Source organism: Candidatus Accumulibacter contiguus, from assembly GCF_012940005.1.
Classification (GTDB): Bacteria; Pseudomonadota; Gammaproteobacteria; order Burkholderiales; family Rhodocyclaceae; genus Accumulibacter; species Accumulibacter contiguus.
The window spans coordinates 1-23329 of the sequence record NZ_SPMX01000017.1; the positions used below are offsets into that span (position 1 = coordinate 1).

General features: G+C 62.0%; 16 protein-coding genes and 3 pseudogenes. 8 read left to right on the forward strand and 11 right to left on the reverse strand.

Going from position 1 to position 23329, the window contains the following annotated elements:
- From E4Q08_RS07525 to E4Q08_RS07550, 6 genes and pseudogenes are all read right to left on the reverse strand, one after another.
- Positions 1-157 (reverse strand): IS4/Tn5 family transposase DNA-binding protein (locus E4Q08_RS07525; RefSeq protein WP_169069912.1); only part of this gene is annotated, 157 nt, incomplete at its 3' end.
- A gap of 292 nt (positions 158-449) precedes the next feature.
- Positions 450-1118 carry a transposase gene (locus E4Q08_RS07530; RefSeq protein WP_332352191.1) on the reverse strand — a complete coding sequence of 223 codons (669 nt, stop codon included), beginning with the start codon at positions 1116-1118 and terminating at the stop codon, positions 450-452.
- Positions 1119-1706: a hypothetical protein gene (locus tag E4Q08_RS07535; protein WP_169069914.1), complete on the reverse strand. Its 588-nt coding sequence runs from the start codon at positions 1704-1706 to the stop codon at positions 1119-1121. It abuts the gene before it with no gap.
- Between the two features lie 283 nt (positions 1707-1989).
- Positions 1990-2352: pseudogene (locus tag E4Q08_RS07540) on the reverse strand (SUMF1/EgtB/PvdO family nonheme iron enzyme); the annotation flags it as partial.
- Positions 2270-2737, reverse strand: a pseudogene (locus E4Q08_RS26030) (hypothetical protein); the annotation flags it as partial. The pseudogenes E4Q08_RS07540 and E4Q08_RS26030, both read right to left, overlap by 83 nt.
- Complete coding sequence (locus E4Q08_RS07550; protein ID WP_169069916.1) at positions 2665-3624, reverse strand: DHH family phosphoesterase; 960 nt, start codon at positions 3622-3624, stop codon at positions 2665-2667. The pseudogene E4Q08_RS26030 and the gene E4Q08_RS07550, both read right to left, overlap by 73 nt.
- Before the next feature lie 256 nt (positions 3625-3880).
- Here E4Q08_RS07550 and E4Q08_RS07555 point away from each other — a divergent pair, with 256 nt between their 5' ends.
- Positions 3881-6901, forward strand: a complete 3021-nt coding sequence (locus E4Q08_RS07555; RefSeq protein WP_169069917.1) for an ankyrin repeat domain-containing protein — start codon at positions 3881-3883, stop codon at positions 6899-6901.
- 21 nt (positions 6902-6922) lie between these two features.
- Here the strand turns inward: E4Q08_RS07555 and E4Q08_RS07560 are convergent, their stop codons facing one another.
- Positions 6923-7591, reverse strand: a complete 669-nt coding sequence (locus E4Q08_RS07560; RefSeq protein WP_169069918.1) for an NUDIX hydrolase — start codon at positions 7589-7591, stop codon at positions 6923-6925.
- A 51-nt stretch (positions 7592-7642) separates the two neighbouring features.
- On the opposite strand from E4Q08_RS07560, the gene E4Q08_RS07565 reads away from it, so the two are divergent.
- Entirely contained in the window at positions 7643-8506 is an 864-nt protein-coding gene (locus tag E4Q08_RS07565) for a cysteine hydrolase family protein (RefSeq protein ID WP_248594763.1), read from the forward strand.
- Positions 8507-8749: 243 nt separating this feature from the next.
- Positions 8750-9166 (forward strand): hypothetical protein, encoded by a 417-nt coding sequence (locus E4Q08_RS07570; protein WP_169069919.1) that lies wholly within the window; start codon positions 8750-8752, stop codon positions 9164-9166.
- Positions 9167-9231: 65 nt separating this feature from the next.
- Here the strand turns inward: E4Q08_RS07570 and E4Q08_RS07575 are convergent, their stop codons facing one another.
- The 4 genes from E4Q08_RS07575 to E4Q08_RS07590 all read right to left on the reverse strand — a co-directional run bounded on the left by E4Q08_RS07575 (position 9232) and on the right by E4Q08_RS07590 (position 15107).
- A complete protein-coding gene (locus E4Q08_RS07575) occupies positions 9232-10938 on the reverse strand; it encodes a diphosphate--fructose-6-phosphate 1-phosphotransferase (RefSeq protein ID WP_169069920.1) in 1707 nt (568 codons plus the stop codon).
- Between the two features lie 100 nt (positions 10939-11038).
- Positions 11039-12112, reverse strand: coding sequence for a class II fructose-bisphosphate aldolase (gene fbaA / locus E4Q08_RS07580; RefSeq protein WP_169069921.1), 1074 nt, complete (start codon positions 12110-12112; stop codon positions 11039-11041).
- A gap of 209 nt (positions 12113-12321) precedes the next feature.
- Positions 12322-14043 (reverse strand): single-stranded-DNA-specific exonuclease RecJ, encoded by a 1722-nt coding sequence (gene recJ / locus E4Q08_RS07585; protein WP_169069922.1) that lies wholly within the window; start codon positions 14041-14043, stop codon positions 12322-12324.
- Positions 14040-15107: a hypothetical protein gene (locus E4Q08_RS07590; RefSeq protein ID WP_169069923.1), complete on the reverse strand. Its 1068-nt coding sequence runs from the start codon at positions 15105-15107 to the stop codon at positions 14040-14042. The genes recJ and E4Q08_RS07590 overlap by 4 nt, the downstream gene beginning before the upstream one ends.
- Positions 15108-15259: 152 nt before the next feature.
- On the opposite strand from E4Q08_RS07590, the pseudogene E4Q08_RS07595 reads away from it, so the two are divergent.
- The 5 genes and pseudogenes from E4Q08_RS07595 (at position 15260) to E4Q08_RS07615 (ending at position 23302) form a co-directional block, all read left to right on the forward strand.
- Positions 15260-16508 (forward strand): annotated as a pseudogene (locus E4Q08_RS07595) (lipoprotein-releasing ABC transporter permease subunit).
- The gene (gene lolD / locus E4Q08_RS07600; protein WP_169069924.1) at positions 16501-17229 is read left to right on the forward strand and encodes a lipoprotein-releasing ABC transporter ATP-binding protein LolD; all 729 of its coding nucleotides are present in this window, start codon (positions 16501-16503) and stop codon (positions 17227-17229) included. The pseudogene E4Q08_RS07595 and the gene lolD overlap by 8 nt, the downstream one beginning before the upstream one ends.
- Positions 17230-17243: 14 nt before the next feature.
- Positions 17244-19265 (forward strand): methyl-accepting chemotaxis protein, encoded by a 2022-nt coding sequence (locus tag E4Q08_RS07605; protein WP_169069925.1) that lies wholly within the window; start codon positions 17244-17246, stop codon positions 19263-19265.
- A gap of 127 nt (positions 19266-19392) precedes the next feature.
- Positions 19393-21711 (forward strand): DNA internalization-related competence protein ComEC/Rec2, encoded by a 2319-nt coding sequence (locus tag E4Q08_RS07610; protein ID WP_169069926.1) that lies wholly within the window; start codon positions 19393-19395, stop codon positions 21709-21711.
- 166 nt (positions 21712-21877) lie between these two features.
- Positions 21878-23302: a DUF2252 domain-containing protein gene (locus E4Q08_RS07615; protein WP_034908417.1), complete on the forward strand. Its 1425-nt coding sequence runs from the start codon at positions 21878-21880 to the stop codon at positions 23300-23302.
- Positions 23303-23329 lie beyond the last annotated feature (27 nt).

Sequence of the window (23329 nt, forward strand, 5' to 3'; positions counted from 1 at the left end):
GCCGGTAGGCCGCTTTGGTTTCCGCCCAACCCCCGCAAGCCACCGGGATGCTTCCGGTCGGTTGTGCCGACAGATCATCCACCAGCTTGATCAAGCGCCGCGTCCGCCGCGCATCCCCCAAATCCAGATCCTTGAACTCCTCCGCTGCCCAACCCATGCCATACCTCCGCAAGATTACGAAATATACGTTTTAACAACAGCTTGAAAACTGTTGCCGTTTGCATATATGGGGTGGGTAAGCGGAAATGCAACAGCGTTTGCTATCGCGTTGGAGTCAAGCCACGCCGCGCGCTCCTATGTCAAGTGAGTTGTGGGTAATCGGGTGCTTCTTCAGCCACTCGTCGTCCATTTGGAAAAGGTCATGCTTGCTCAGGCGCATCCTGGCAGGTCTGTCGTAACCGTTTAGCCCCCCTGCCCCGCAAGCGCAATCCTCGCAACTTAGCACATAGTCATGCGGGTTTGTACGCATGAGAGAGATGAGGTTTGGGTTGAGGGTGATGGGGATTCGTTCGCTCGGGGACGAGCTTCTGCAGGTCCCTGGCGATCTCTTTCATCAGGGATTTGAGTTGGCGGGTAGTAGCCGCGCCGGCCAGCAGCCAGCGGCCGACTTTTTCCTTGATCTTTTGGATCGCCTGGGTACGGTTGATTCTGTAGGGGGAGTCGGGGTCGAGGTGGGCATCCGTCGCGACATAGGCGGCCAGGGCATTGAGGTTGTCGAAGCTCAGCTTGGCCCCAAAGTCCTGATTGGCGGCGTGCCAGGACAGGCCGGAAGTGTGCTCGAGGCCGAGGCGATGCTTGATCCGTTTGAAAGCCTCCTCAATTCTCCAGCGAGAATGATCGAGCCCCGCGAAAGCGGCAGTGGGAAAAGCGATCGCATCCAATAGAGAGGTCATCACCACATGGATCCGCCCATTTGGGGTCACTACCCGCACCAGGCGAACCGTCGTGGACGTCCACGGGCAGTCGTAGTCTTCGGCATCCCGCCGGTTCGGTGCGCGCAGCGTGACCACCCGTTCGCTTTCGCCGGAGCGCAGGAATTCACGCACCACCTTGAATCCACGGGAAAGATCGCAACGGATACAGAAATGAATGGGGCGCGCGAGGAGGACTGCGGGCAGTCACCGGCAGGGAAAGCCCCGGTCAAGGAGCAGCAGATCCTGCGGGCACAGCTCATCAATCGATTCGAAGAGCATCTGTCGTTCGTTACCACTGCCCATCTGCAACTTGAAGCTGAGAAACCGTTCGATTCCCGGCAAGTAAAGGCCGAACGCCACGCCACTGACGATCGAACGTATCCCCTTCTTCCGCATCGTCAGCTGAACCGTCGTGCCATCGCCGGCAACCACCCGCAGCCCCTGCCATCGAGGAATCGATATCTCCTTCTCCACGTGGGCGATCAACTCCCGGTTCACCTCGTCGAAGACCCGCGAACTGATCTTGTAGCGCGCGGCGGAAAACGCTTGTGCGCTCACTTTCCGGATCGACTCCGCCCGATTCCGGAGGTCGGCAAAGAACGTATTCAACTCCGACTGGACGGCGCCCTGTACACCCGAGAGCAGAAAGCTCAGGATCACGGGGAAGGTGAGCTTGCGGTCGCGGGTGAAATGCCGGGGATCGAGACGGGATTTCTCCATCAGGTCCTGGGAGGACAGATAGCGGGCGAGTGCATTAATTACATTTGAATACTTCAGGGTCAGTGATGGCATCAGTTCTCTCTTCTGATCAGCTTGTTGGAGAGACGCTATGGTATATGAACTACGCGGACAAAGAGTCTTCGATGAATTATGCTTTCGTCCTAAGTTGGGAGGATTGGGATGGGAGGGGTCGCGGCAAGCACAACGCGCGTTGATACGGTCGTAGTCCCACGCGCCGCCGCGCACCACGCGCGGGCCATCACCATCCTCCGGATTCTCGGCCGTCTTCGGCGTGATAGGGATAGGGCCGGTAGAGGCTGCCGGTCCACTCCCACACATTGCCGCTCATGTCCGCGATACCTTGCGGGGTGTCTCCAACGGGAAACACACCCACCGGCGTCGTGCCGCGCACGTGGCTTTCGAAACTGTTGAAATGAGCAGGGTCGAAGTCGCCTTCCCAGGCGTAGCACCGCCCGGCCCGGCCACGCGCGGCCGCCTCCCACTCGACCTCGCTTGCCGGGCGGGAAGTCGTCGCGCAGGAAGCGGTGCCATTGCTCGATCCGCTCGCGAAAGTCGTCCACGTCGCGGTGCGGCATTTCGTTGAGCGCATCGAGCAGCAACAGGACGCGGCGCTCGCCCAGCAGCACTTCCAGGTCGGGCAGACACGGCGTCTGCCGATGCCACTGCGCCTGCAGCCAGTCGAGCGGGCGCGGCGCATTCCTGGCCGGATCCCTGTCGAGCGGATACTCGCCGAGCGATACGAAGAGCGAAACCCTGTCGCTTCCCTCAGCAAAACATTGGCGGGTATCATCAAGCTGCAAGCGCCGCAGCAGGGTGGACTTGCCGCAACCCGGCGAGTCGGCGACGCCCGGTTCTTCGCCGGGGTGAGGGTTCGCCGACGAGGACGCACCGGCTGTGCAGCAGCGTGCGCTGCCTGCCCCGATGCTGACCAGCAAACGGCGGCATGACCGGACTGGGTGGCTACATGGCGCCCTGATCCGGAGTGGTGCAGCCGCTGACCTCGGCCACTTCAACCATCCGCATTGATTCGGGCAATCAGTTCCTGCTGAACCTCGTCGGCCTTTTCCACGGGAATCTGGCATGTCCCGGCAGCGCTGTGCCCGCCTCCGCCGTACTGCAACATCAGTGCGCCAATGTCGGTTCTGGAGCTACGGTCAAAAATGGATTTTCCGGTGGCAAAAACCACATTCTGCTTTTTAAGGCCCCAGAGCACATGGATGCTGATGTTGGTCTGCGGGTACATGGCATAAATGACGAAGCGGTTGCCTGCGTAAATCGTCTCTTCGTTTCGCAAATCCAGGATCGCCAGGTTCTGGTGTACCGTCGTACAGCGACTGATCTGATCCTTGAAGAGTCCCTCCTGCTCGCGAAAAAGCGTCACGCGCTCCTGCACATCGGCTTGCTCGAGGATTTCATCAATGGGATGCGTCTTGCAATAATCGATCAACAGCATCATCAACTGATAATTGCTGATGCGAAAATCCCGGAAGCGTCCGAGTCCCGTGCGCGCATCCATCAGAAAGGATAGCAGTTCCCAGCCGTCCGGATGGAGTACATCGTCCTGGGTAAACTGGGCTGAATCCGCCTTGTCTACCGCAAGCATCATCCCGTGGTCGATTTCCGGAAAGGTCCCGGAACCGCCCAGCCAGTCATAGACCACGCGCGCAGCCGATGGAGCATGGCCATCGATGATGTAATTCCTGGCATCCATGGCTTCCTGGTTGCGAATCAACTCGCTTTCATGATGATCGAAAGCAAGCGCACAAGTCTTCACATACGGCAGGTTGGTGGTGATATCCCGCTCATTGACCTCGATCAGTCCATCCTGCATGTCTTTGGGATGAACGAACTTGATCTCATCGATCAACTCGAGGTCGGTCAGGAGCATTCCGCATACGAGACCATCAAAGTCACTGCGGGTGATCAGACGGTATTTCTTGCCGGCAAGCTTCTGGACATTCGGATGCATGAAAGCGCCTCATTTCGTTCTTGGGAATTTGCTATCAAGGATGGAATATGCAACTGCAGCATCAAGAGTATATGTTTCCTCATCGACCGCGGTCAATCGTATCCACCATCTTGCGGCAGGCAGTTCGGCCGCACTCGCCATGCAGGAACGGTTAAAATCGCTGCTGCGGGATACTCTGCAGGGCCCGTCAGGCGTTTACCCGGCCTCCAGCCTTCCCACCAAGCAAGACCGATCCAGATCATCCGGGCAAATCACAGTGAAAATTCTCGAATACACCGGCCTCGACACGTCTCGCGTCAAGGCCAGCTATCGCAAGGTGGTGGAGGCCATCACACGCAACGACTTTCGTGCCGCACAGGTCAAGAAGCTGGCCAATCTCAGCCATGGCAAGTTTTACCGGGCCAGGCTCGATGACGCCGACCGGCTGTTGTTCACCCTGATTCGCCACGCTGACGAAACCTGCGCACTGATGCTGGAAGTGATCAGTAATCATGATTACGACAAGTCGCGCTTTCTGCGCGGCGCGGCGATCGACGACGAAAAGATTCCGGAGATTGGCGTTGATGAAGCGATCAGGGAAGCACAGCCGGTACGTTACCTGCACCCGGAGCGTACGACGATTCACCTGCTCGACAAGCCGATCTCCTTCGATGACACGCAGGAGGCCATCTACCGCCGGCCAGCGCCGCTGATCGTCGTCGGCTGCGCCGGTAGCGGCAAGACCGCGCTGACCCTGGAAAAGCTCAAGCACGCAGAAGGCGAGGTGCTCTACGTCACCCACTCCGCCTACCTCGCGCAGAGCGCCCGCGATCTCTATTACGCAAACGGCTTCGAGCACGCCGGTCAGGAAGCGGTGTTCCTCTCGTACCGCGAGTTTGTCGAATCGATCCGGGTTCCGCCGGGCCGGGAAGCCGGCTGGCGCGACTTTGCCGGCTGGTTCGGGCGGCTGCGGCAGGCCTTCAAGGAATTCGACGGCCATCAGGTCTTTGAAGAAATTCGCGGCGTGCTGGCAGCCGGTGCCAGCGGCGTTCTCGCACGCGACGACTACCTGGCGCTCGGCATACGTCAGTCGATCTTCCCCGTCGAGTTGCGCGACAAACTCTACGATCTGTTCGAGAAATATCGCGACTGGCTCGCCGAGGCGAAACTCTACGACCTGAATCTTGTCGCCCAGGACTGGCAACGGCTGGCCGCGCCACGCTACGACTTCGTGGTCATCGACGAGGTGCAGGACATCACCACCGTGCAACTGGCGCTGGTCCTCAAGACCTTGCGGAAGCCTGGCAATTTTCTGCTCTGCGGCGATTCCAACCAGATCGTCCATCCCAACTTCTTTTCCTGGAGTCAGGTCAAGAGCCTGTTCTGGAAAGACCCCAAGCTGGCCGAGCGGCAGGAGCTGCACGTGCTCACGGCCAATTTCCGCAACGGTCTGGAGGCCACGCGGGTCGCCAACCAGTTGCTGAAAATCAAGCAAAGGCGCTTTGGCTCGATTGACCGCGAGAGCAACTTCCTGGTTCAGGCGGTGGGCGGCGACACCGGACAGGTTGCGCTGATGCCCGACAAGGACGTCACAAAGCGCGAACTCGACCAGAAAATTCGCCAGTCTACCCAGTTCGCCGTGCTGGTGATGCGCGACGAAGACAAGGTGGAAGCGAGAAGGCACTTCGCGACGCCGCTGCTGTTCTCGATTCATGAAGCCAAGGGCCTCGAATACGAGAACATCATCCTCTACCGTTTCATTTCCGATCATCGCGCCGAGTTCAGCGAGATCGTCGAGGGCGTTGCCCGGGCCGATCTGGCCGTTGAGACCCTGGACTACCGGCGGGCAAAGGACAAGAGCGACAAGTCGCTGGAAGTCTACAAATTCTTTGTCAATGCTCTCTATGTGGCGCTGACGCGCGCCATCCGGAACATCTACGTCATCGAGTCGGACACCGCACATCCGCTCTTCGCACTGCTCGACCTGAGCCCCGGCCAGGTCAAGGTCGAGGCCAGACAATCGACCCTCGAAGACTGGCAGAAGGAAGCGCGCAAGCTGGAACTGCAAGGCAAGCAGGAACAGGCCGAAGCGATCCGTCGCACGATTCTGAAGCAGACGCCGGTACCCTGGCCGGTATTCAACGAAACCAAGGTCATCGAACTGTTGGTCAAGGTGTTTCGCGAACAGACGCCTGGCTCGAAGATGAAGCAGCAACTCTACGAATACGCGACTTGTCATGATGAGCCGCAACTGGCCGAATGGCTGGTCAGCGAGGCCAGATTCGAGCCGGCGAAAAATTTTGCGCAGCAACGCGCGACCTTCGGCCGCAAGACCTACGTCCCTTACTTCGCCAACCATTTCAAGGACATTCTCAGGCAATGCGAGCAGTACGGCATCGACCATCGCCTGCCGATGAACCAGACGCCATTGATGGCTGCGGCCGTCGCCGGCAACGTCGCCTTGGCGGAAGCCCTGCTCGAACGCGGCGCCAACCGCGAGACCGTCGATCACTATGGCTACAATGCCCTGCATTGGGCCTTGCGCGAAGCTTTCCGCGATGCCAAGTTTGCCAGCGGTCCGCTGGCCGCACTCTACGAACTGCTGGCGCCGGCGAGCATCGACGTCAATACCGGTGATCGACTGGTGCGCATCGACCGGCATCTGTCCGAATACTTCATTTTTCAGACGCTGTGGGTGCTGTTCAAGTCACGCTTTACCCACTGGCAGCGTCGCGCCAACGGTGCTTTCGATACGCAGGCGATTCTCGGCGCCTGGCAGCACCTGCCGGCCAACATCGTGCGTCCCGAACGGAACAAACGCCAGCATCTTTCCGGAGTGCTTGCCCGCAACGAAATCCAGCGCGATTACGCCTACAACCGGGCCTTGTTCATGCGCGTCGCGCAGGGCTGGTATCAGTTCAATCCCAAACTCGCGGTACGGCAGAGGCAGGGGGACGAAGAGCGGTGGACGCCGATCTATACGGCGCTCAATTTGCCGCTGATCAGCGAGTTTTCCCGGACGGAGAGCCGGAAGTTTTCTGGATGGGAGCAGCTCCCGGAGGCCATCGACCACTATCTCACTCTGGGCGGCCTGCAAAAACGCAGCGTACCCATCGCCACCGAGCGCGCCGTGGCTTTGGAGCAGGCTCGCCAGGCTGAATTAAAGGCGTTCAGGGAACGCCTGCAGGCAGCTCGGGCCGGCGCTGCGCAACCGAATTTGAGTTGGGGAACGAAAGAGAGCAGGCGTCTTGAAGTCGAACGTCTGCTGCGGGAGATGGAGGAACGCAAGAAACGTTGATTTCGCCGGCGAACGGGCGCTTCACTGGCCACTCCGCGCAGCTTTCCGAGGCGCCGACTGACTCAAGGTTCTGTCGAAGGTGACCATCTTCTTCAGGCGGTAAATCTGCGCGGGTCGCTGGTTGCCGACCTGAAAGCTGCCGGTGACCTGATCGAGAAGATCGAGTTCCTTGATCTTTCTCCGGAAGGAACTCTTGTCCAGTGGCGATCCCAGAACCTGTTCGTAGATCTTCTGCAGTTCAGCAAGGGTGAAGGTTTGCGGCAGCAGGTACGCAGGCAGAACGGAATACGCCGACTTGTTCCGCAACCTTTCGACCGCTGCCTGGATGATCGCCGCATGATCGAAAGCGAGCTTCGTCAACTCGCTCACCGGCTGCCAGGTGGCCTCGGTCGTCGGCGATACCAGGGCGAAATAGGCGATGCTTGCAGACCAGCCGCGCGGGTCTCTCCGATCTCCGGCAAACGTCGCGAGCTGTTCCAGGTAGGGCGGCTTGATGCCCATCTTCTCGCGCAGAATGCGGTAGGCTGCATCCTCGGCATCCCCATCCTCCTGTGCATGGACGTATCCACCGGGCAAGGCCAGTTCTCCAGCAAAGGGGTCGTTTGGGCGCCGGAGCAGCGCCACGCACAGTGCATCGAGACAAAGGGTCATCAGAACCACGTCGACGGTGACGATGATCGGTGGGTACATGGCGATGGTTTCCCCAGCCATTCAAGAGGAAAGAAATTTTACCCTGGTTAGTTGCGTCTGGCAAATATGCCTGATACACTGCGCTTAGTGGCAAAATACCACGAACATCAGGAGAAGGTTATGAAGAAGACTCACTTGCTCATCATTGACCCGCAAAATGACTTCTGCGACATCGCAGGTGCTGCGCTGCCGGTTGCGGGAGCCAATGCCGATATGCAACGCCTGGCGGCCTTTGTCGATGCCCATGCCGCCCGGCTGGACGATATTCACGTCACACTGGATTCGCACAACCCGGTGGATATCGCCCACGCTTCCTGGTGGGTGGATTCGCTGGGCAACCCGCCTGTGCCCTTTACCGTCATCAGCCAGGACGACGTGATTGCGGGGAAATGGCGCGCTCGTCATCCTGACGCGCAGGCACGCAGTGCGGCTTATGTCAGGCAACTGAGTCAGGCGGGGCGTTATGCGCTACTGATCTGGCCCGAACACTGTCTGATCGGTAGCTGGGGTCACAACATCCAGGTCGATCTGATGGGCGCGCTCAACCGCTGGGCGCGTAGCCGGATGGAAATCGTGGACTATGTCACCAAGGGATCGAATCCCTTTACGGAGCATTACAGTGCCGTAAAGGCGGAAGTGCCGGACGCTGCGGATCCGTCCACCCTGGTCAATACGCGCTTCATCGACACGCTGGCTCGCGCCGATCAGATTCTGATCGCCGGAGAGGCGCTGTCGCACTGCGTGGCCAACACGGTGCGCGACATTGCCGCAAATTTCGGTGACGACAACGTCCGCAAGCTCGTGCTGCTCGGGGACTGTTCGAGTTCGGTGGCGGGCTTCGAGTCTCTCGGCGCCGACTTCGTCACCGAGATGACGGCTCGCGGCATGCGGGTCATGAAATCAACCGATTACTGATGACTGCAATCCAGAGTGCCGACTCAGAAGATTCTCTAACCGTGATTTTCGACACGTGCTCGATGCTGGAAGCGTGTGAAGATCAAACCCGTGGTCAGTCTAACGGTCATGACTTTTCCAGGTACCTCCGATCATGAAAGTCATGACCGTTTCCCTCTCCCCCTCCCCCTCCCCCGCGAGGGGAGGGGAGATTCGTGAGTCGCATGCGCGACTTTCACATCAAGACAGGCGTGGGAGTCATCGATGAAGTTGCGGAGCATCGTCGTGGTTTTTCTGGGTTTGCAAATGCTGCAAATCTGCCAGCCGGCGATTGCCGGTTCGTTGTTCAGATGCGAGGTTGATGGCCGGGTTGAGTTCACGGATCGGCGTTGTCAGCCGGTGAAACAGAAACCGAGCTGTCCGGAGAGGGACGGCAAGGCGCCTGCTCAGGAGCCGCAGCACGGGCAGTGCGCCACACCGGCGTCGGATACGAGCAAAGCGCCGGTCTTTTCCCCTGCCGCTCAGGCCCGTACAGGCAATGGTGCGGACTGGCCCGGCCGTCTGGCGCTCAATGAGATTTCCAGCAGCACGGAGAGCAAGCCGCGGGTGGCTGATACCCGGTCTGGCGGCGCCAATCCCCAGAACGTCGGCGGCAGGTCAGTCCGCGACGGAACGAGGTAGAATCGGGTCGTCCAGCAAGGGCCATCGTTGCCGATGGCCCTTGCTGATCGGACAAAGCTGCGCGTTCAGCCGATCTTGAACATCAGCGCGTCGGCCCCCGAGTTCAGCGCAACGCTGATCGGCAGTTGATCCGTCGTCGGACCCCAGAACTGGCGCGGACCCGGCGAGGCGAAGAGGTCGCTGGCGGCCCAGGCGTCGCGCCGCGAGACGAAGTACTGCATCGCCGGTGAATCCATTTTGACCAGTGCCTTCTCGATCACGAACTCGTCCTTGCCATGGCGGCGCTCGATGTTGAGCAGACCGGCGAGCGGAATCGCCTGTGGCGTGCCGCCGCTGGTGAGTCCGGTGATCGTCGCCATGTAACCGGTGCGGCCGTCGAGAATCAGCGAGCCGGCGGTCAGGCCGAGATTGAAGGTGTAGGCCGCATCGAACAGTGTCGGTGCGCCACAACGGCCCTCGTAGCCGAGGAAGTGGCTGTGCGCGGCGAACGGAACCTTCGCATCGAGTTCCCTGACGCGCTGTCTGGCCATGTCGACCAGCAACTGCTCGGTGGGGATCAGCGAGACCTGCAGGTTGCCGTGCGAGTCACGTTCGGCGAGCAGCATGTTCACGATGTAGTGCGGCAGCGAGGCCAGCAGGCTGGCATTTGCGGGGCTGAGCCGGCTCTCGATGAAAGCCTGTTTGGCGTCGTCAGCCAGCGCGGCGAATTCGGTGAGGTGATGCGCGAGGACATCGTTGAGTTCGGCGATCATGGCGTTCATCTCCGGGATGAACTCGATCAGGCCTTCCGGTGCCAGCAGGACGCCGTAGTTCATTCCCTGGTGCGAACGTTCGACGATGACCTGTGCGATGCGGTCGATGATGCTCGCCAGCGACTCCTGCTTGGTGGCGATTTCCTCGGAGATCAGGGTGATCGCCGGCTTGGTCTGCAGTGCGACTTCGAGTGCGACATGCGAAGCCGAGCGGCCCATCAATTTCACGAAATGCCAGTATTTGAGCGAGGAACTGGTGTCCTGCAGGATGTTCCCGACCATCTCGCTATAGATGCGCGTCGCGGTATCGAAGCCGAACGAGATCGAGAGCAGGTCGCCGATCTGCAGATCGCCGTCGATCGTTTTCGGTACTCCGATCACCTGCACGCCGGAGCCGTCAGCCTTGACGCCGGTGAACAGCGATTCGGCGAGGACTGCGGCATTGGTGTTGGAATCGTCACCGCCGACGACGACGATGGCGTCGAGCTGGTGTTTGATGCAGGTTTCGCGGACCTGTGCGAATTGCTCGTCGCTCTTGATCTTGGTGCGGTCCGAGCCGAGGAAGTCGAAGCCTCCGGTGTTGAGGATGAAGTCGACATTGGCGTCAGTGATTTCGAACAGTGAGCCCTTGAGCAGGCCCTTGGGCCCCGCCTTGACGCCGAAGAGCGTGTTGCCGGCGCCGAGAACCCGCTTGAGGCCACAGACCACGTTGTGGCCACCGGCGGCAGGGCCGCCCGAGAACAGCACGGCGACGCGTTTGCCCTGCACTACGGCAGTACTGGCGCCGGCGGAAGTGAGGACGATATTGTTGGAGGCGGCGACGCTTTGCGGGAACTGCGCGCGTACGGCGTCATTGTCCTTGGTGCTGAGGACGCGCTCTGTGTTCTTGAAGCTGACCGGATGTGGGTTGCTCGACGAGCCGAAAGCACCACAGACCGGAAGGGGAAGCTGACGCACGGCCGATTCGAAAATCGATTGGTGCGCTTCTGTCTGGATGAGCTGCTCTACCAGGGTACTCATGGTTTGATCCTCGGTGTACTAATGAAAGGTGATGTCAGGCAGGCACAAAAAAGGGCCAGCCCAGACCTGGACCAGCCCGTTTTCATGTGCCGGGAGTCAATTATCCCAGGGTGCCGATGTTGTTCAGGTCGGCAAAAGCCTGCTTCAGTCTGGCCCGGAAAGCGTCTTCACCCTTGCGCAGCCAGGCACGTGGGTCGTAGAACTTCTTGTTCGGTTTTTCATCGCCTTCGGGATTGCCGATCTGACCTTGCAGATAGCCTTCGTTTTTCTTGTAGAAGCCCATCACGCCATCCCAGAAAGCCCACTGCAGGTCGGTGTCAATGTTCATCTTGATGACCCCGTAGGAGATCGCCTCGCGGATTTCCTCGAGGGTCGATCCCGATCCGCCATGGAAGACGAAGTTGACCGGGTGCTCCTTGGTGCCGAACTTCTTCTGCACGTAATCCTGCGAGTTTTTCAGGATGATCGGCTGCAGCTTGACGTTGCCCGGCTTGTAGACGCCATGCACATTGCCGAAGGCCGCGGCGATGGTGAACCGATCGCTGACCTGCGAAAGCGCTTCGTAGGCCAATGCCACGTCTTCCGGCTGAGTGTAGAGCTTGGAGCTGTCTACGCCACTATTGTCGACGCCGTCTTCTTCACCGCCGGTGACGCCGAGTTCGATTTCGAGCGTCATTCCCATCTTGCTCATCCGTTCGAGGTAGCGCTTGCAGATCTCGATGTTTTCCTCGATCGGCTCTTCCGACAGGTCGAGCATGTGCGAGCTGTAGAGCGGTTTGCCGTGCGTCTGGAAGTATTTCTCGCCGGCGTCGAGCAGGCCGTCGATCCACGGCAGCAGCTTCTTGGCCGCGTGGTCGGTATGCAGGATGACCGTCGCTCCGTAGAGTTCGGCCAGCAGATGAATGTGCTGGGCGCCGGAGATGCCACCGGCGATGCAGGCGCGCTGGCTGGCATTGTCGAGGCCCTTGCCGGCAAAGAACTGCGCGCCACCGTTGGAGAACTGGATGATCGCCGGAGAATTGAGCTCCTTGGCGGTTTCCATGACTGCGTTCACCGTGCTGGTGTTGATGACGTTCACCGCCGGCAGGGCGAACTGCTTGGCCTTGGCCAGTTCGAAAATTGCTTGCAACTCGTCGCCAGTGGCGACGCCGGGTTTGATTTGTGTTGCACTCATGATTTGCTTTTTCCAGATTCGGTTGATCAAAAGGGTCGAGGATCTCGAGAAACGAGGGCAGAACGGACGCGCAAAACGCCCGATTCAGTGGAAGTATCTCCGGCGTGCAGCGGCTCGTCAAGCACCGTCTGTTTTACCCTTGCAGAGACCATGCGAAGCGCTCGAAATGCACAAAAAACAGGCGCTGAACGGCTTGCTCGTCAGTCCATTCAGAGCGAATGGTTTTCGATATGTTCGATCATCAATTGCGGCGTCTGGACGCCGTTGTAGTCGTTGATTGCCAGCCGGTAAGCGGCACGAATGGTGTTGCCGGGTGCCTGTTCGAAGTTGAACTGGATCGCGTCGAGGCTTTGTGTTCCCTTGCGCAGGCGCAGCTTGAGGTGTTTGTCCTTGAGGATGCGCAGGCTCTCGACGACGAACTCGTCCTGGAACAGCGGTGCCGGAAAACCCTGGCCCCAGACTTCGGCTTCGAGCAGCCGCGCCGTGGTGATCGTGCAATAGGCGGCTTCGAGGCCGCCGTCGGTTTCCAGCGTGTGCGTGCGATCGGCGGGCGCCAGCAACTCGTCGGCAATCGCTGCGAACAGTTCGCGAAAGCGGGCAAAGTCGCTTTCGCGCATCGTCACTCCGGCGGCCATGGCGTGCCCGCCAAAGCGCAACAGCAGGCCCGGCGCGCGCTTGGAAAGCAGATCGAGGGCATCGCGCAGGTGCAGGCCGGCGATCGAACGGCCCGATCCCTTGATCTCGCCGCCGCCGCCGCGCGCGAAGGCAAATACCGGACGGTGCAGCCTTTCCTTGATGCGTGCGGCGACGATGCCGACGACTCCCTGGTGCCAGTCGGCATCGAACAGCGAGACTGCTGACGCTGCTGCTGCGTCATCCAGGTCGGGGGCGGCCCTGGCGATCTGGAGCAGGGCCTGTTCCTGCATGCCGGATTCGATCTCGCGGCGTTCGCGGTTGAGTGCGTCGAGTTGTTGCGCGATATTCAGCGCGCGTCCCTCATCGTCGGTGATCAGGCACTCGATTCCCAGCGACATGTCGGCGAGGCGGCCGGCGGCATTCACACGCGGGCCGATCAGGAAACCGAGGTCGTTGCCCGAGGCCTTCTCCGGATTGCGTCCGGCGGCACGGAAGAGGGCGCGCAGGCCGGGGTTGAGCTGGCCCTGACGGATGCGTTTGAGGCCCTGGCTGACGAGCACGCGGTTGTTATGGTCGAGCCTGACGACGTCGGCGACCGTTCCGAGGGCGACCAGGTCGAGCAGCGCGGCGAGTTTGGGTTCGCTGCGCCCATTGCTCAGGGAAAACCAGTTGCGCTCGCGCAACTCGGCGCGCAGCGCCAGCAGCACGTAGAAGATCACGCCGACGCCGGCCAGATGCTTGCTCGGGAAAGTGCAGCCGGGAAGATTGGGGTTGACGATGCAGTCGGCGGCCGGTAGTTCGTCGCCTGGCAAGTGGTGGTCGGTGATCAGCGTGGCGATGCCGAGCTGCCTGGCGCGGGCAACGCCGTCGACACTGGCGATGCCGTTGTCAACGGTGACGATGAGATTCGGCTTCTTCGTCGCCGCGAGCTCGACGATGTCGGGGGAGAGTCCGTAGCCGTAGGTGAAGCGGTTCGGTACCAGATAATCGACCTCTGCGCCGAAAGCCCGTAGTGCCCGGATGCCAAGCGCGCAGGCGGTGGCACCGTCGCAGTCGTAGTCGGCAATGATGAGGATTCTCTGCTGCCCGGCGATGGCGTCAGCGAGCAGAACGGCGGCGGCGGCGGCGTGCGTCAGCCGGGCGGGTGGCAGCAGCGACGAGAATTCGTAATCGAGTTCGCTGCGCAGGACGATGCCACGCCCAGCGTAGATGCGCGCCAGCAGCGGGTGCACACCCTGCTGTTCGAGCTGCCACTGGATGCGTGGCGAGACGCCGCGGCGGCAGAGACGGGTCATTGTGCGTCCATCTCATGATCCTTGGCCAGTGCCTGCGCGGTCGCCACCAGCGGCTGCGGGCGGCGCCACAGCCGCCACTGCTCGCTGCGGCTGCTCTCCCAGACCAGCATGGCGTAAGCCGTCGATGCTGCGAGGCGCAGGCGCCGGATTTTTCCCCCGGCGAGCGCTCTTTGCAGCGGCGCGAACCAGCGGGCTTCGAGTGCGAGCAGTTGCGCGCGGTAGGCGTCGCCGTCTTCGTACTGTACTGGCGCTTGCAGCGAATCGAGAACGAGCAGTTGCTGACTGTCGGGACTGGCCTGTGCCAGCAGGGCAGCGGCATCGTCGGGGACGGCCTGCACCGGTACGTCGAAAGCGCGACCCAGTCCGCGCGCCAGCGGGTGGTCGCTCCAGACGCCGGTGAAGACCTGGGCGCTGCCTGCCGGCAGGACACCGGCGCCCCACAGCCACAGGCTGTTGATCGTCGAGCGGCCTGCGTTCTCGCGTATATCGTTGGCCGGGTGCTGATGCAGCACCATCTGCACTTCGTTGAGCAGTTGGCGCAGCCAGCGCAACTCGGTGCTTTCCGGCAATTGCCGGCCGATGCTGCGGCCGGCGACGGCGGACAGCGGCAGCACGTCGAAGCGGCCGAGTTCGATATTGCCGGCAAGCTGCAGATACCAGCGATCGGGGGTGCCGACGTGGAAAGTGCCGAGATCCGGAAACTGGCGATTGAGTTCGTCAACGATGGCCATCGCTTCGGCGGCGGTGATGTCGAGACGGCCAGCGTCGGCGAGAATCAGACGTTCCTGGTGCAGGCGCAGATGCACCGGGTCGGCGCACAGCCAGCAGGCGCCGGCCACGGCCGGTCCTGCGACTTCACCGAGAACCCGGAAAGCGGCGTAAGCAGCATTCTCGGCAAGGCCGAAAGCATCGCAGAGCGTCGCTTCGAGCGACTGCGGCGGCCGACGCGTGCGCCGGCTGCGCGCGATCAGCGTGTTCAGGCTGTCGCAGGGAAGCGCATCGAAACTTTCGCGGTCGTCGGGTTCAGGCCAGATGAGTTCGGGAACGACCAGGGTGAGCTGCATGGGTGCGGGACGGATTGGGTGCTGACGGCAAGGGTGGGTGAGGTGTGCGGAGAGTGCTGCTGGGGAGGGCAGCCACTGTCGGAAAAGTGTAGCATAGCGCCTTTGCCGTTTCGGCGCTTCGAATGGTTCCTTGAGATGAGTTTCCGCCGCTGATGGCCCTTCCCTACGAGTTGCTGATCGGTCTGCGCTATACGCGCGCCAAGAAGCACAACCACTTCATTTCCTTCATCTCGCTGATCTCGATGTTCGGCATCGCGCTGGGCGTCGCGGCGCTGATCGTCGTGCTGTCGGTGATGAACGGTTTTCAGACCGAGTTGCGGTCGCGCATTCTCGCCGTCGTCTCGCATGTCGAGATTACCGGCGCCGGCGGCGAAATGGCCGGTTGGGAACAGGTCGCGAAGCAGGCCGCCGGACAGCCGCAGGTGCTTGCCGCCGCGCCCTTCGTGCAGGCGCAGGGCATGCTGGCCTACGGGCAATCGGTACGCGGCGCGCTGGTGCGCGGCATCCTGCCGGACCTCGAGGACCGGGTCGCAGACTTTCGCCCGCACATGAAAAGTGGCCAGTTCGACGCCTTGCAGCCGGATCGCTTCAACATCATCCTCGGTTCGGAGCTGGCGCGCGCGCTGGGCGTTTTCGTCGGCGACCGGGTAACGCTGATCGCACCGCAGGGCGTGGTGACCCCGGCCGGCGTGGTGCCGCGTCTGAAGACCTTCCATGTCGTCGGTCTGTTCGAGGTCGGCATGTACGAGTACGACAGCGGCCTGGCGCTGATCCACCTCGCCGACGCGCAGCGTCTGTACCGCATGGATGACCGGGTTTCCGGCGTGCGCCTGAAACTCGACGACCTCTTTGTGGCGCCGCGGGTGGCGCGTTCGCTGGCCGGCAAGCTCGATACCCATGCCTTCATCAGCGACTGGACGCGCAGCCACGCCAATTTTTTTTCGCGCCGTGCAGATCGAGAAGAACATGATGTTCATCATCCTGTCGCTGATCGTCGCCGTAGCCGCTTTCAACATCGTCTCGACGCTGGTCATGGCGGTGACCGACAAACAGTCGGACATTGCCATCCTGCGCACGCTCGGCGCCAGCCCGGCGAGCATCATGGCGGTGTTCATCGTGCAGGGGTCGCTGATCGGTTGCGTCGGCCTCGGCCTCGGCGTCGCCGGCGGCGTCGCCCTGGCGCTCAATGTCGATGTCGTGGTGCCGTTCATCGAGCGCCTGCTCGGTACGCAGTTTCTCGCCAAGGAGGTGTATTACATTTCGAATCTGCCTTCGGAACTGCAATGGAGCGACGTGACGACGATTACCGGCGTCGCTTTTCTGCTGGCGCTCGTGGCCACCATTTATCCAAGCTGGCGTGCGGCACGCGTCAATCCGGCGGAAGCGCTGCGTTATGAGTGAGCTGGTTCTGGCCTGTCAGGGCTTACGCAAGATCTATCAGCAGGGTGACAGCGAAGTCGCGGTGCTGCTTGGTGTCGATCTCGAAATCCGGGTCGGCGAGCGGGTGGCGATCGTCGGTGCTTCGGGTTCGGGCAAGAGCACGCTGCTGCATCTGCTCGGTGGTCTCGACGCCGCCAACGCTGGTGAGGTACAGCTGATGGGGAATGATCTGAACCGCATCGATGAAGCACAGCGCGGCAACCTGCGCAATCGCCACCTGGGTTTCGTCTATCAGTTTCATCACCTGCTCGCCGAGTTCACCGCGCTGGAGAACGTCGCCATGCCGTTGTACATCCGGCGCATGCCGAAAGCCGAGGCAGAAGCGCGCGCTGCGGCCGTGCTCGGCGAGGTCGGACTCGGGCACCGTTTGCGGCACACCCCGTCGGAGTTGTCGGGCGGCGAGCGGCAGCGGGCGGCGATCGCGCGCGCACTGGTCACCGAACCGGCCTGCGTGCTTGCCGACGAGCCGACCGGCAATCTCGATCGGCAGACCGCTGCCGGCGTTTTCGAGCTGATGCTGGCGCTCAATCGTTCGCGGCAGACGAGTTTCGTGATCGTCACCCACGACCCGGCGCTCGCCGAGCGTGCCGAGCGCATTCTGACGCTGCGCGACGGCAGCCTGCATTCCTCCCGACGCGTGTCTCAGGTTTCGGCACCGATCGCCGATGATTGGAACTTGTAAGCTGGAGTCTGCTCATGAAAACCTTGTTTGCCCCGGCCATCGCGCTGCTCAACCGCGTCGGCTATACGAAAAAGTTTGCGATCATGGGGGTGCTGGCGCTGCTGGCGATCGCCATGCTGGTGCTGAACCTCTACCAGAGTCTGCACCGGGTGATCGACAGCTCGCAGCGGGAACTGGCCGGGATCGAAGTGATCAAGCCGATTGCCCGCATGGTTCAGCATCTGCAGATCCATCGCGGTTTCTCTGCGGGCATGCTCAGTGGCAACGAGGCGATGAAGGACAAGCGCGCCGCTCGGGAAAAGGAAGTGAGTGCAGCCTTCAAGGCCGTTGAAGCCAGCCTGGTGTCAGAACTGGCGACGAGTGCTGCCTGGAAGAAAGTGGTCGAAGCCTGGGCTGCCATCGAAAAGGATGGGCTCCACCTCGTTCAGCGCGAGAATTTCGAGGCGCACAATCGCCTGATTGAAGAGGTTCTGGCTTTGCAGGCGGTGGTCGCCGATGAATATGCGCTGACCAATGATCCGGATATCGACTCAACCTACCTGATCGATACGGCCTTCGAAAAGTCGCCGCAGGCGATCGAGCGCATGGGCCAGTTGCGGGCGCTGGGAACTGGCGTTCTGACGAAAAAACAGCCGCTGGAGTTGTCGCAACAGGTCGAGCTTACGGTTCTGCTGGCCGGAATGAATTCTTCGGTCGTTTCCCTGCGCCGCAATCTCGAAAAGACAGCGCGCTACAATCCCGACCTGCATGCCTCGCTGCAGGCTTCGATCACGGACATGAGTGTGGCGGCCCAGAAAGTCAGCGCGCTGGTGAACCAGGACATCCTCTCGGGGACCTACGCAACGCTTCCCGACGACTATTTCGCACTGACCACCGCGTCGCTCGAAAAGGGCTACCAGGAGATGTTCGAGACGCTGTTTCCGACGCTCGAAAAGCTGCTGCAGCGCCGCATCGAGCGAGCGCAGCGTGAGCTGTCCATGAGCATCGCGGTGTCGGTGCTGATCCTGCTGCTCTACGCGTATGTGTCGGTCGGCCTGTATTACGCGACCATCGGCAGCATCGATCGCCTCGCCGAAGATGCGCGCACGATCGCCACCGGCGATCTCAATGTGCGTGTCGACCTCGCTACCCGCGATGAACTGAAACTCGTCGGGGACAGCCTCAACGAGATGGTGAGTGCATTCCGCGGCCTGATCGAGAATGTCCACCACGGTGCCAGCGAGGTGCTCGGTGCGACCAAAAAGCTTGCCGGGTCGGCTGCGCAGATCAATGGCAGCAGCGAGCAACAGAGCACGGCGGCGTCAAACATGGCAAGCGCGATCGAACAGATGCGCTCGGGGATCGAACAGTTGTCGACCAACGCGCAGGATGCCAATCGCATTGCCAGCCGTGCCGGCGAGTTGTCGGCTGACGGCAGTCGCGTGGTCGGCAATGTCGTCCGCGAGATCGAGCGGATTGCCGAGGTGGTGAACCAGTCGGCGGCGATTGTCGCCGAGCTGGGCGGTCGCTCGGAACGAATCTCGGCGATCGTCAATGTGATCAAGGAAATTGCCGACCAGACCAACCTGCTGGCGCTCAACGCGGCCATCGAGGCGGCGCGTGCCGGCGAATCGGGGCGCGGTTTCGCGGTGGTGGCCGACGAAGTGCGCAAGCTGGCCGAACGGACTGCTCGTTCAACGCAGGAAATCTCGACGATGATTGCGTCGATTCAGAGCGGCACGCGCGACGCGGTGGAGAGCATGAGCCAGGGGGTCAGCCGGGTAGCCGAAGGTGTCGCGCTGGCCACCCAGGCGGGCGAGTCGATCAGCGAGATCGGCGGTAATGCGCGGCAGGTGGTGGAAAAGGTTGCCGACATCTCGCATGCGCTGCGCGAGCAGAGCGTCGCCAGCACCGAGATCGCGCGCAACGTCGAGCAGGTCGCGCGCATGGCCGAGGAGAACTGCGCAGCCGTTGCCGGCAACGCCGCCACGGCGGCGCAGCTCGAACGTCTCTCGGAAAGTCTCGAAGCCGAGGTGCGGCGCTTCCGGCTGAGCTGAGATCCGTCCAGGTCACGCGCGCCGAGACCTTGCCGGCAGCGCCGCGGAAATCCCGATCGTGGTCGGTCGCCGGGGGTGAAACGTGCGGATGGCCGCCTGACGAGAGCAGAATCTGCTTTAATTCGTCATGCGCGGCAACATTCTTGCTTTTGCTCTCGGTGTCGGCTGCCTGCAGCTTCAGGAGACTCTGCCGGCGTTGTCGCTCGCCGCTGGCCTGCTGGTCGGCGGTGCATTGCTGCTGCTCTGCTGCGGCCGCTGGCAGCATGCACTGGGACGAACCGTCACGGCGATCGCCTGTGCCATGCTGGGCCTGGCCTGGGCGGCACTGCTCGCCGGGCAGCGATTGCTGGATCAGCTCCCGGCCGAGTGGGAGGGGCGTGATGTGCAGGTCGTCGGCGTCATTGCGGCGCTGCCGCATGCCTTCGAGCGCGGTGAACGCTGCGAATTCGACGTCGAGGCGGTAGAAACTCCCGGCGCGCGTCTGCCGCGGCGGATCATGCTTTCCTGGTATCACGGCTGGCGCGAAGACGAGTGGCGAGATGCTCCGCGGATTCGCCCGGCCGAGCGCTGGCGCTTCACCGTTCGTCTCAAACGCCCGCACGGCAACGCCAACCCGCATGGCTTCGATTACGAGGCCTGGCTCTTCGAGCGTGGCCTGCGGGCCACCGGCTATGTGCGTCCGCGCGCCGAGGCACAGCGTCTCGACGACTTTGTGCTGCGGCCTGCCTATGTCATCGAGCGTTGGCGTGACCGGATACGCAGTTCCTTTTTTGAAGTTCTGCCCGATGCAGCGTATGTGGGCATTCTCGCTGCGCTGGCGATCGGCGACGAGCAGGCGATTCCGGCAGCACAGTGGCGCCTGTTCCGGCTGACCGGGGTGACGCACCTGATGTCGATCTCCGGCCTGCACGTGACGATGGTGGCGGCGCTGTTTGCCGGTCTGGTCGGTTGGCTGTGGCGGCGCAGCGAGCGGCTGATGCTCTTCCTGCCGGCGCCGAAAGCAGCGATCGCCGCTGGCTGGTGCACGGCTTTCGGCTACTCCCTGCTCGCCGGTTTTGCCGTACCGGCGCAGCGGACCGTCTACATGCTGAGCGTCGTTGCCCTGGCGCTGTGGTCGGGCCGCAATCTCGGCGCCAGTCGCAGCATGCTGCTGGCATTGCTGGCGGTGCTGCTGCTCGACCCCTGGGCGGTGCTGGCGCCGGGATTCTGGCTTTCCTTCGCGGCTGTCGGGTTGCTCTTCTTTGTCGGTACGGCCCGGCTGGGTGCTTCCCGTGGCTGGCGAGCGCTGCTTGCCAACTGGGGTGCGACGCAGTGGGCAGTGACCCTCGGGACGCTGCCGCTGCTGCTGCTGATGTTTCAGCAGTTCTCGCTGGTGTCGCCGCTGGCCAACGCCCTTGCGATCCCGCTGGTCAGCTTCATGATCACGCCGCTGGCGCTGCTCTTCGCCGTCTTTCCCTGGCCGCCGCTGCTCTACTTCGATCACTGGCTGCTGTCCGGTTTGATGGGTTTTCTCGAATGGCTGGCGGTCTGGCCGGTATGGGAACAGCCGGCACCGCCGCTGGCGGCGACGCTGGTAGCGATGCTCGGGGTGATCTGGCTACTGCTGCCGCGCGGTTTCCCGGCACGCTGGCTCGGGCTGTGCCTGTTGCTGCCGGCGCTGCTCTGGCCGGCAGCACGACCGTCGGTGGGCGATACCTGGGTGGACGTCCTCGATGTCGGGCAGGGACTGGCGGTTGTCGTGCGCACTGCCGAGCACAATCTCCTCTACGATGCCGGCCCACTGTACAGCGCCGAGTCGGACGCCGGGCAACGCATCATCGTTCCCTATCTGCGTGCGCACGGCGTCCGGCAGATTGATGCGCTGGTCGTGACCCATCGCGACACGGATCACTCGGGAGGCGTGCTTGCGGTGCAGGAGGCCCTGCCGATTGCGCGCACGCTGTCGTCGGTTGCCGAACTTCCCGGCGAACCCTGCTTTGCCGGGCAGGCCTGGGAATGGGACGGCGTTCGCTTCACGATCCTGCACCCGTCAGCCACTGATTACGAGCATAGGGCGGCGAAAACCAACCACATGAGCTGCGTGCTGCGGATCGAAAATGCCTTCGGCAGCGTCCTGCTCACCTCCGACATCGAGGCGCGCGACGAGCAGGCCCTGCTCGACCGGGCCGCGGCCCGCTTGCGCAGCGACGTGCTGCTGGTGCCGCACCACGGCAGCGGCACTTCGTCGACGCCCGACTTCATCTCCGCCGTTGGCGCGCGTGCGGCGATCATCCCCGTGGGTTATCGAAACCGCTATCAGCATCCCCGTCCCGACGTCGTCGAACGTTATTCCGGCAGCCGGGTGTGGCGCACCGATCGGGATGGTGCGGTGCGCATCGATCTGACGAGCGAACTCGCTCTCTCCTCGTATCGAGCGGCGTATCGACGTTACTGGCACGGACAGTGAGCGGGCTTGCCAGGCAAAACCCATAATCTTGCATGTAACCCATTTGGCATGGTAAAGAATGCAAACAACTTCTCTCGCCGAGGCCGCCGCGGCAATGGCGGCGTCTCCGGAACTGGGACTATAATGAATCCATATGACGCGTGTTGACCAAGACGGAGGATTGCAGATGGTAAGGAGCAAGTTTGATGACAAGCAGGAAAGCGCCGCCGGAAATGGCCAAGCGGTAGTCTTGTCCCCGCAGGAGCGCCGCGCACAAGGGAGCGCACTGCGCGATCTGGTGTCGCGCGAGGCACAGGGCGGATGGAAACCGCCGAAGAAACGGCGTGATCCGATCGAGGTGCTGACCGCCTCCAACGAGGGCCGGATGCCCGAACTCGTGCCGATCCGCTTCGGGCGAATGCTGCAGTCGCCGTTCACCTTTTACCGCGGCTCGGCCGCGATCATGGCCGCCGACCTCGCGTCTACGCCAAACACCGGACTCCGGGTACAGGCCTGCGGCGACGCGCATCTGCTGAACTTCGGTGGCTTTGCGACGCCGGAGCGGCAAGTGGTTTTCGATGTCAATGACCTCGATGAGACGCTGCCGGCGCCCTGGGAGTGGGATCTCAAGCGTCTTGCCGCGAGCATCGTCATTGCCGCGCAATACTTGCGCCTGCATGAAAACGAGGCCACACGGGCGGCGACGGCAACGGTGCGCGCCTACCGCGAGCGGATGGCCGACTATTCGTCGATGCGGGCGCTCGATGTCTGGTACGACACCATCCCTCTTGACCGCGTTCAGGCCGAGATGAGCGGAACCAGCGACAAACGCAGGCAGCTCGTCGCCCGGCGGATCCAGAAAGCGCGCCAGCAAAGCGCCGTCGAAAACGTTTTCCTGAAGCTCGCCGAACATCACGGGGCGCTGCCGAAGATCAAGGACAATCCGCCACTCGTCTTCCACCCCAGTGAAGAACAGGCTCCGGGAATGCAGACGCAGTACCGGGAAGCCCTGGACACTTACCGCGCGTCCCTTCCCGAGCACGTGCGCGTGCTCTTCGACCGCTTTCACCTGTGTGACGTGGCGGTCAAGGTCGTCGGCGTGGGCAGCGTCGGGACCCAATGCCTCGTGGCGCTGTTCATGGCTGCGGACAATGACCCGCTCTTCTTGCAGATCAAGGAAGCGCGGGCATCGGTTCTGGAACCCTATGCGGGGGCGAGCCTGCATGCCAATCACGGCCAGCGAGTGGTTGCGGGGCAGCGCCTGATGCAGGGAGCGAGCGACATGTTCCTCGGCTGGACGGCAGGCGTCAACGGCCGGCACTACTATTTCCGGCAATTGCGCGATGTCAAGATCAGCGCCATCGTCGAGGGATGGGATGTCGACCTGCTGACCATCTACGGCCGGCTGTGTGCCAGGGCACTGGCGCGAGCGCATGCGCGCTCCGGGGATGCGGCGCTGATCGCCGGCTACATGGGTTCAAGCTCCATCTTCGACGACGCCATCGGCGAGTTCGCGGTCGAGTACAGCGACCAGAATCAGCGGGACTACCGGGCTTTCGTCAAGGCGGTCCGGGAAGGACGACTCGAAGCGCAGGTGGAAGACAATCCGTGAGTCCAGCCGCAGATACTGAAGGAGCGC

Bases quoted from the DNA above. Each gene is read 5' to 3' on its own strand.
- E4Q08_RS07535 (WP_169069914.1), bottom strand. From the start codon at position 1,706: ATGCCATCACTGACCCTGAAGTATTCAAATGTAATTAATGCACTCGCC.
- E4Q08_RS07550 (WP_169069916.1), bottom strand. From the start codon at position 3,624: ATGCATCCGAATGTCCAGAAGCTTGCCGGCAAGAAATACCGTCTGATC.
- E4Q08_RS07560 (WP_169069918.1), bottom strand. From the start codon at position 7,591: ATGTACCCACCGATCATCGTCACCGTCGACGTGGTTCTGATGACCCTT.
- E4Q08_RS07570 (WP_169069919.1), top strand. From the start codon at position 8,750: ATGAAGTTGCGGAGCATCGTCGTGGTTTTTCTGGGTTTGCAAATGCTG.
- E4Q08_RS07575 (WP_169069920.1), bottom strand. From the start codon at position 10,938: ATGAGTACCCTGGTAGAGCAGCTCATCCAGACAGAAGCGCACCAATCG.
- fbaA (WP_169069921.1), bottom strand. From the start codon at position 12,112: ATGAGTGCAACACAAATCAAACCCGGCGTCGCCACTGGCGACGAGTTG.
- recJ (WP_169069922.1), bottom strand. From the start codon at position 14,043: ATGACCCGTCTCTGCCGCCGCGGCGTCTCGCCACGCATCCAGTGGCAG.
- E4Q08_RS07590 (WP_169069923.1), bottom strand. From the start codon at position 15,107: ATGCAGCTCACCCTGGTCGTTCCCGAACTCATCTGGCCTGAACCCGAC.
- lolD (WP_169069924.1), top strand. From the start codon at position 16,501: ATGAGTGAGCTGGTTCTGGCCTGTCAGGGCTTACGCAAGATCTATCAG.
- E4Q08_RS07605 (WP_169069925.1), top strand. From the start codon at position 17,244: ATGAAAACCTTGTTTGCCCCGGCCATCGCGCTGCTCAACCGCGTCGGC.
- E4Q08_RS07610 (WP_169069926.1), top strand. From the start codon at position 19,393: ATGCGCGGCAACATTCTTGCTTTTGCTCTCGGTGTCGGCTGCCTGCAG.
- E4Q08_RS07615 (WP_034908417.1), top strand. From the start codon at position 21,878: ATGGTAAGGAGCAAGTTTGATGACAAGCAGGAAAGCGCCGCCGGAAAT.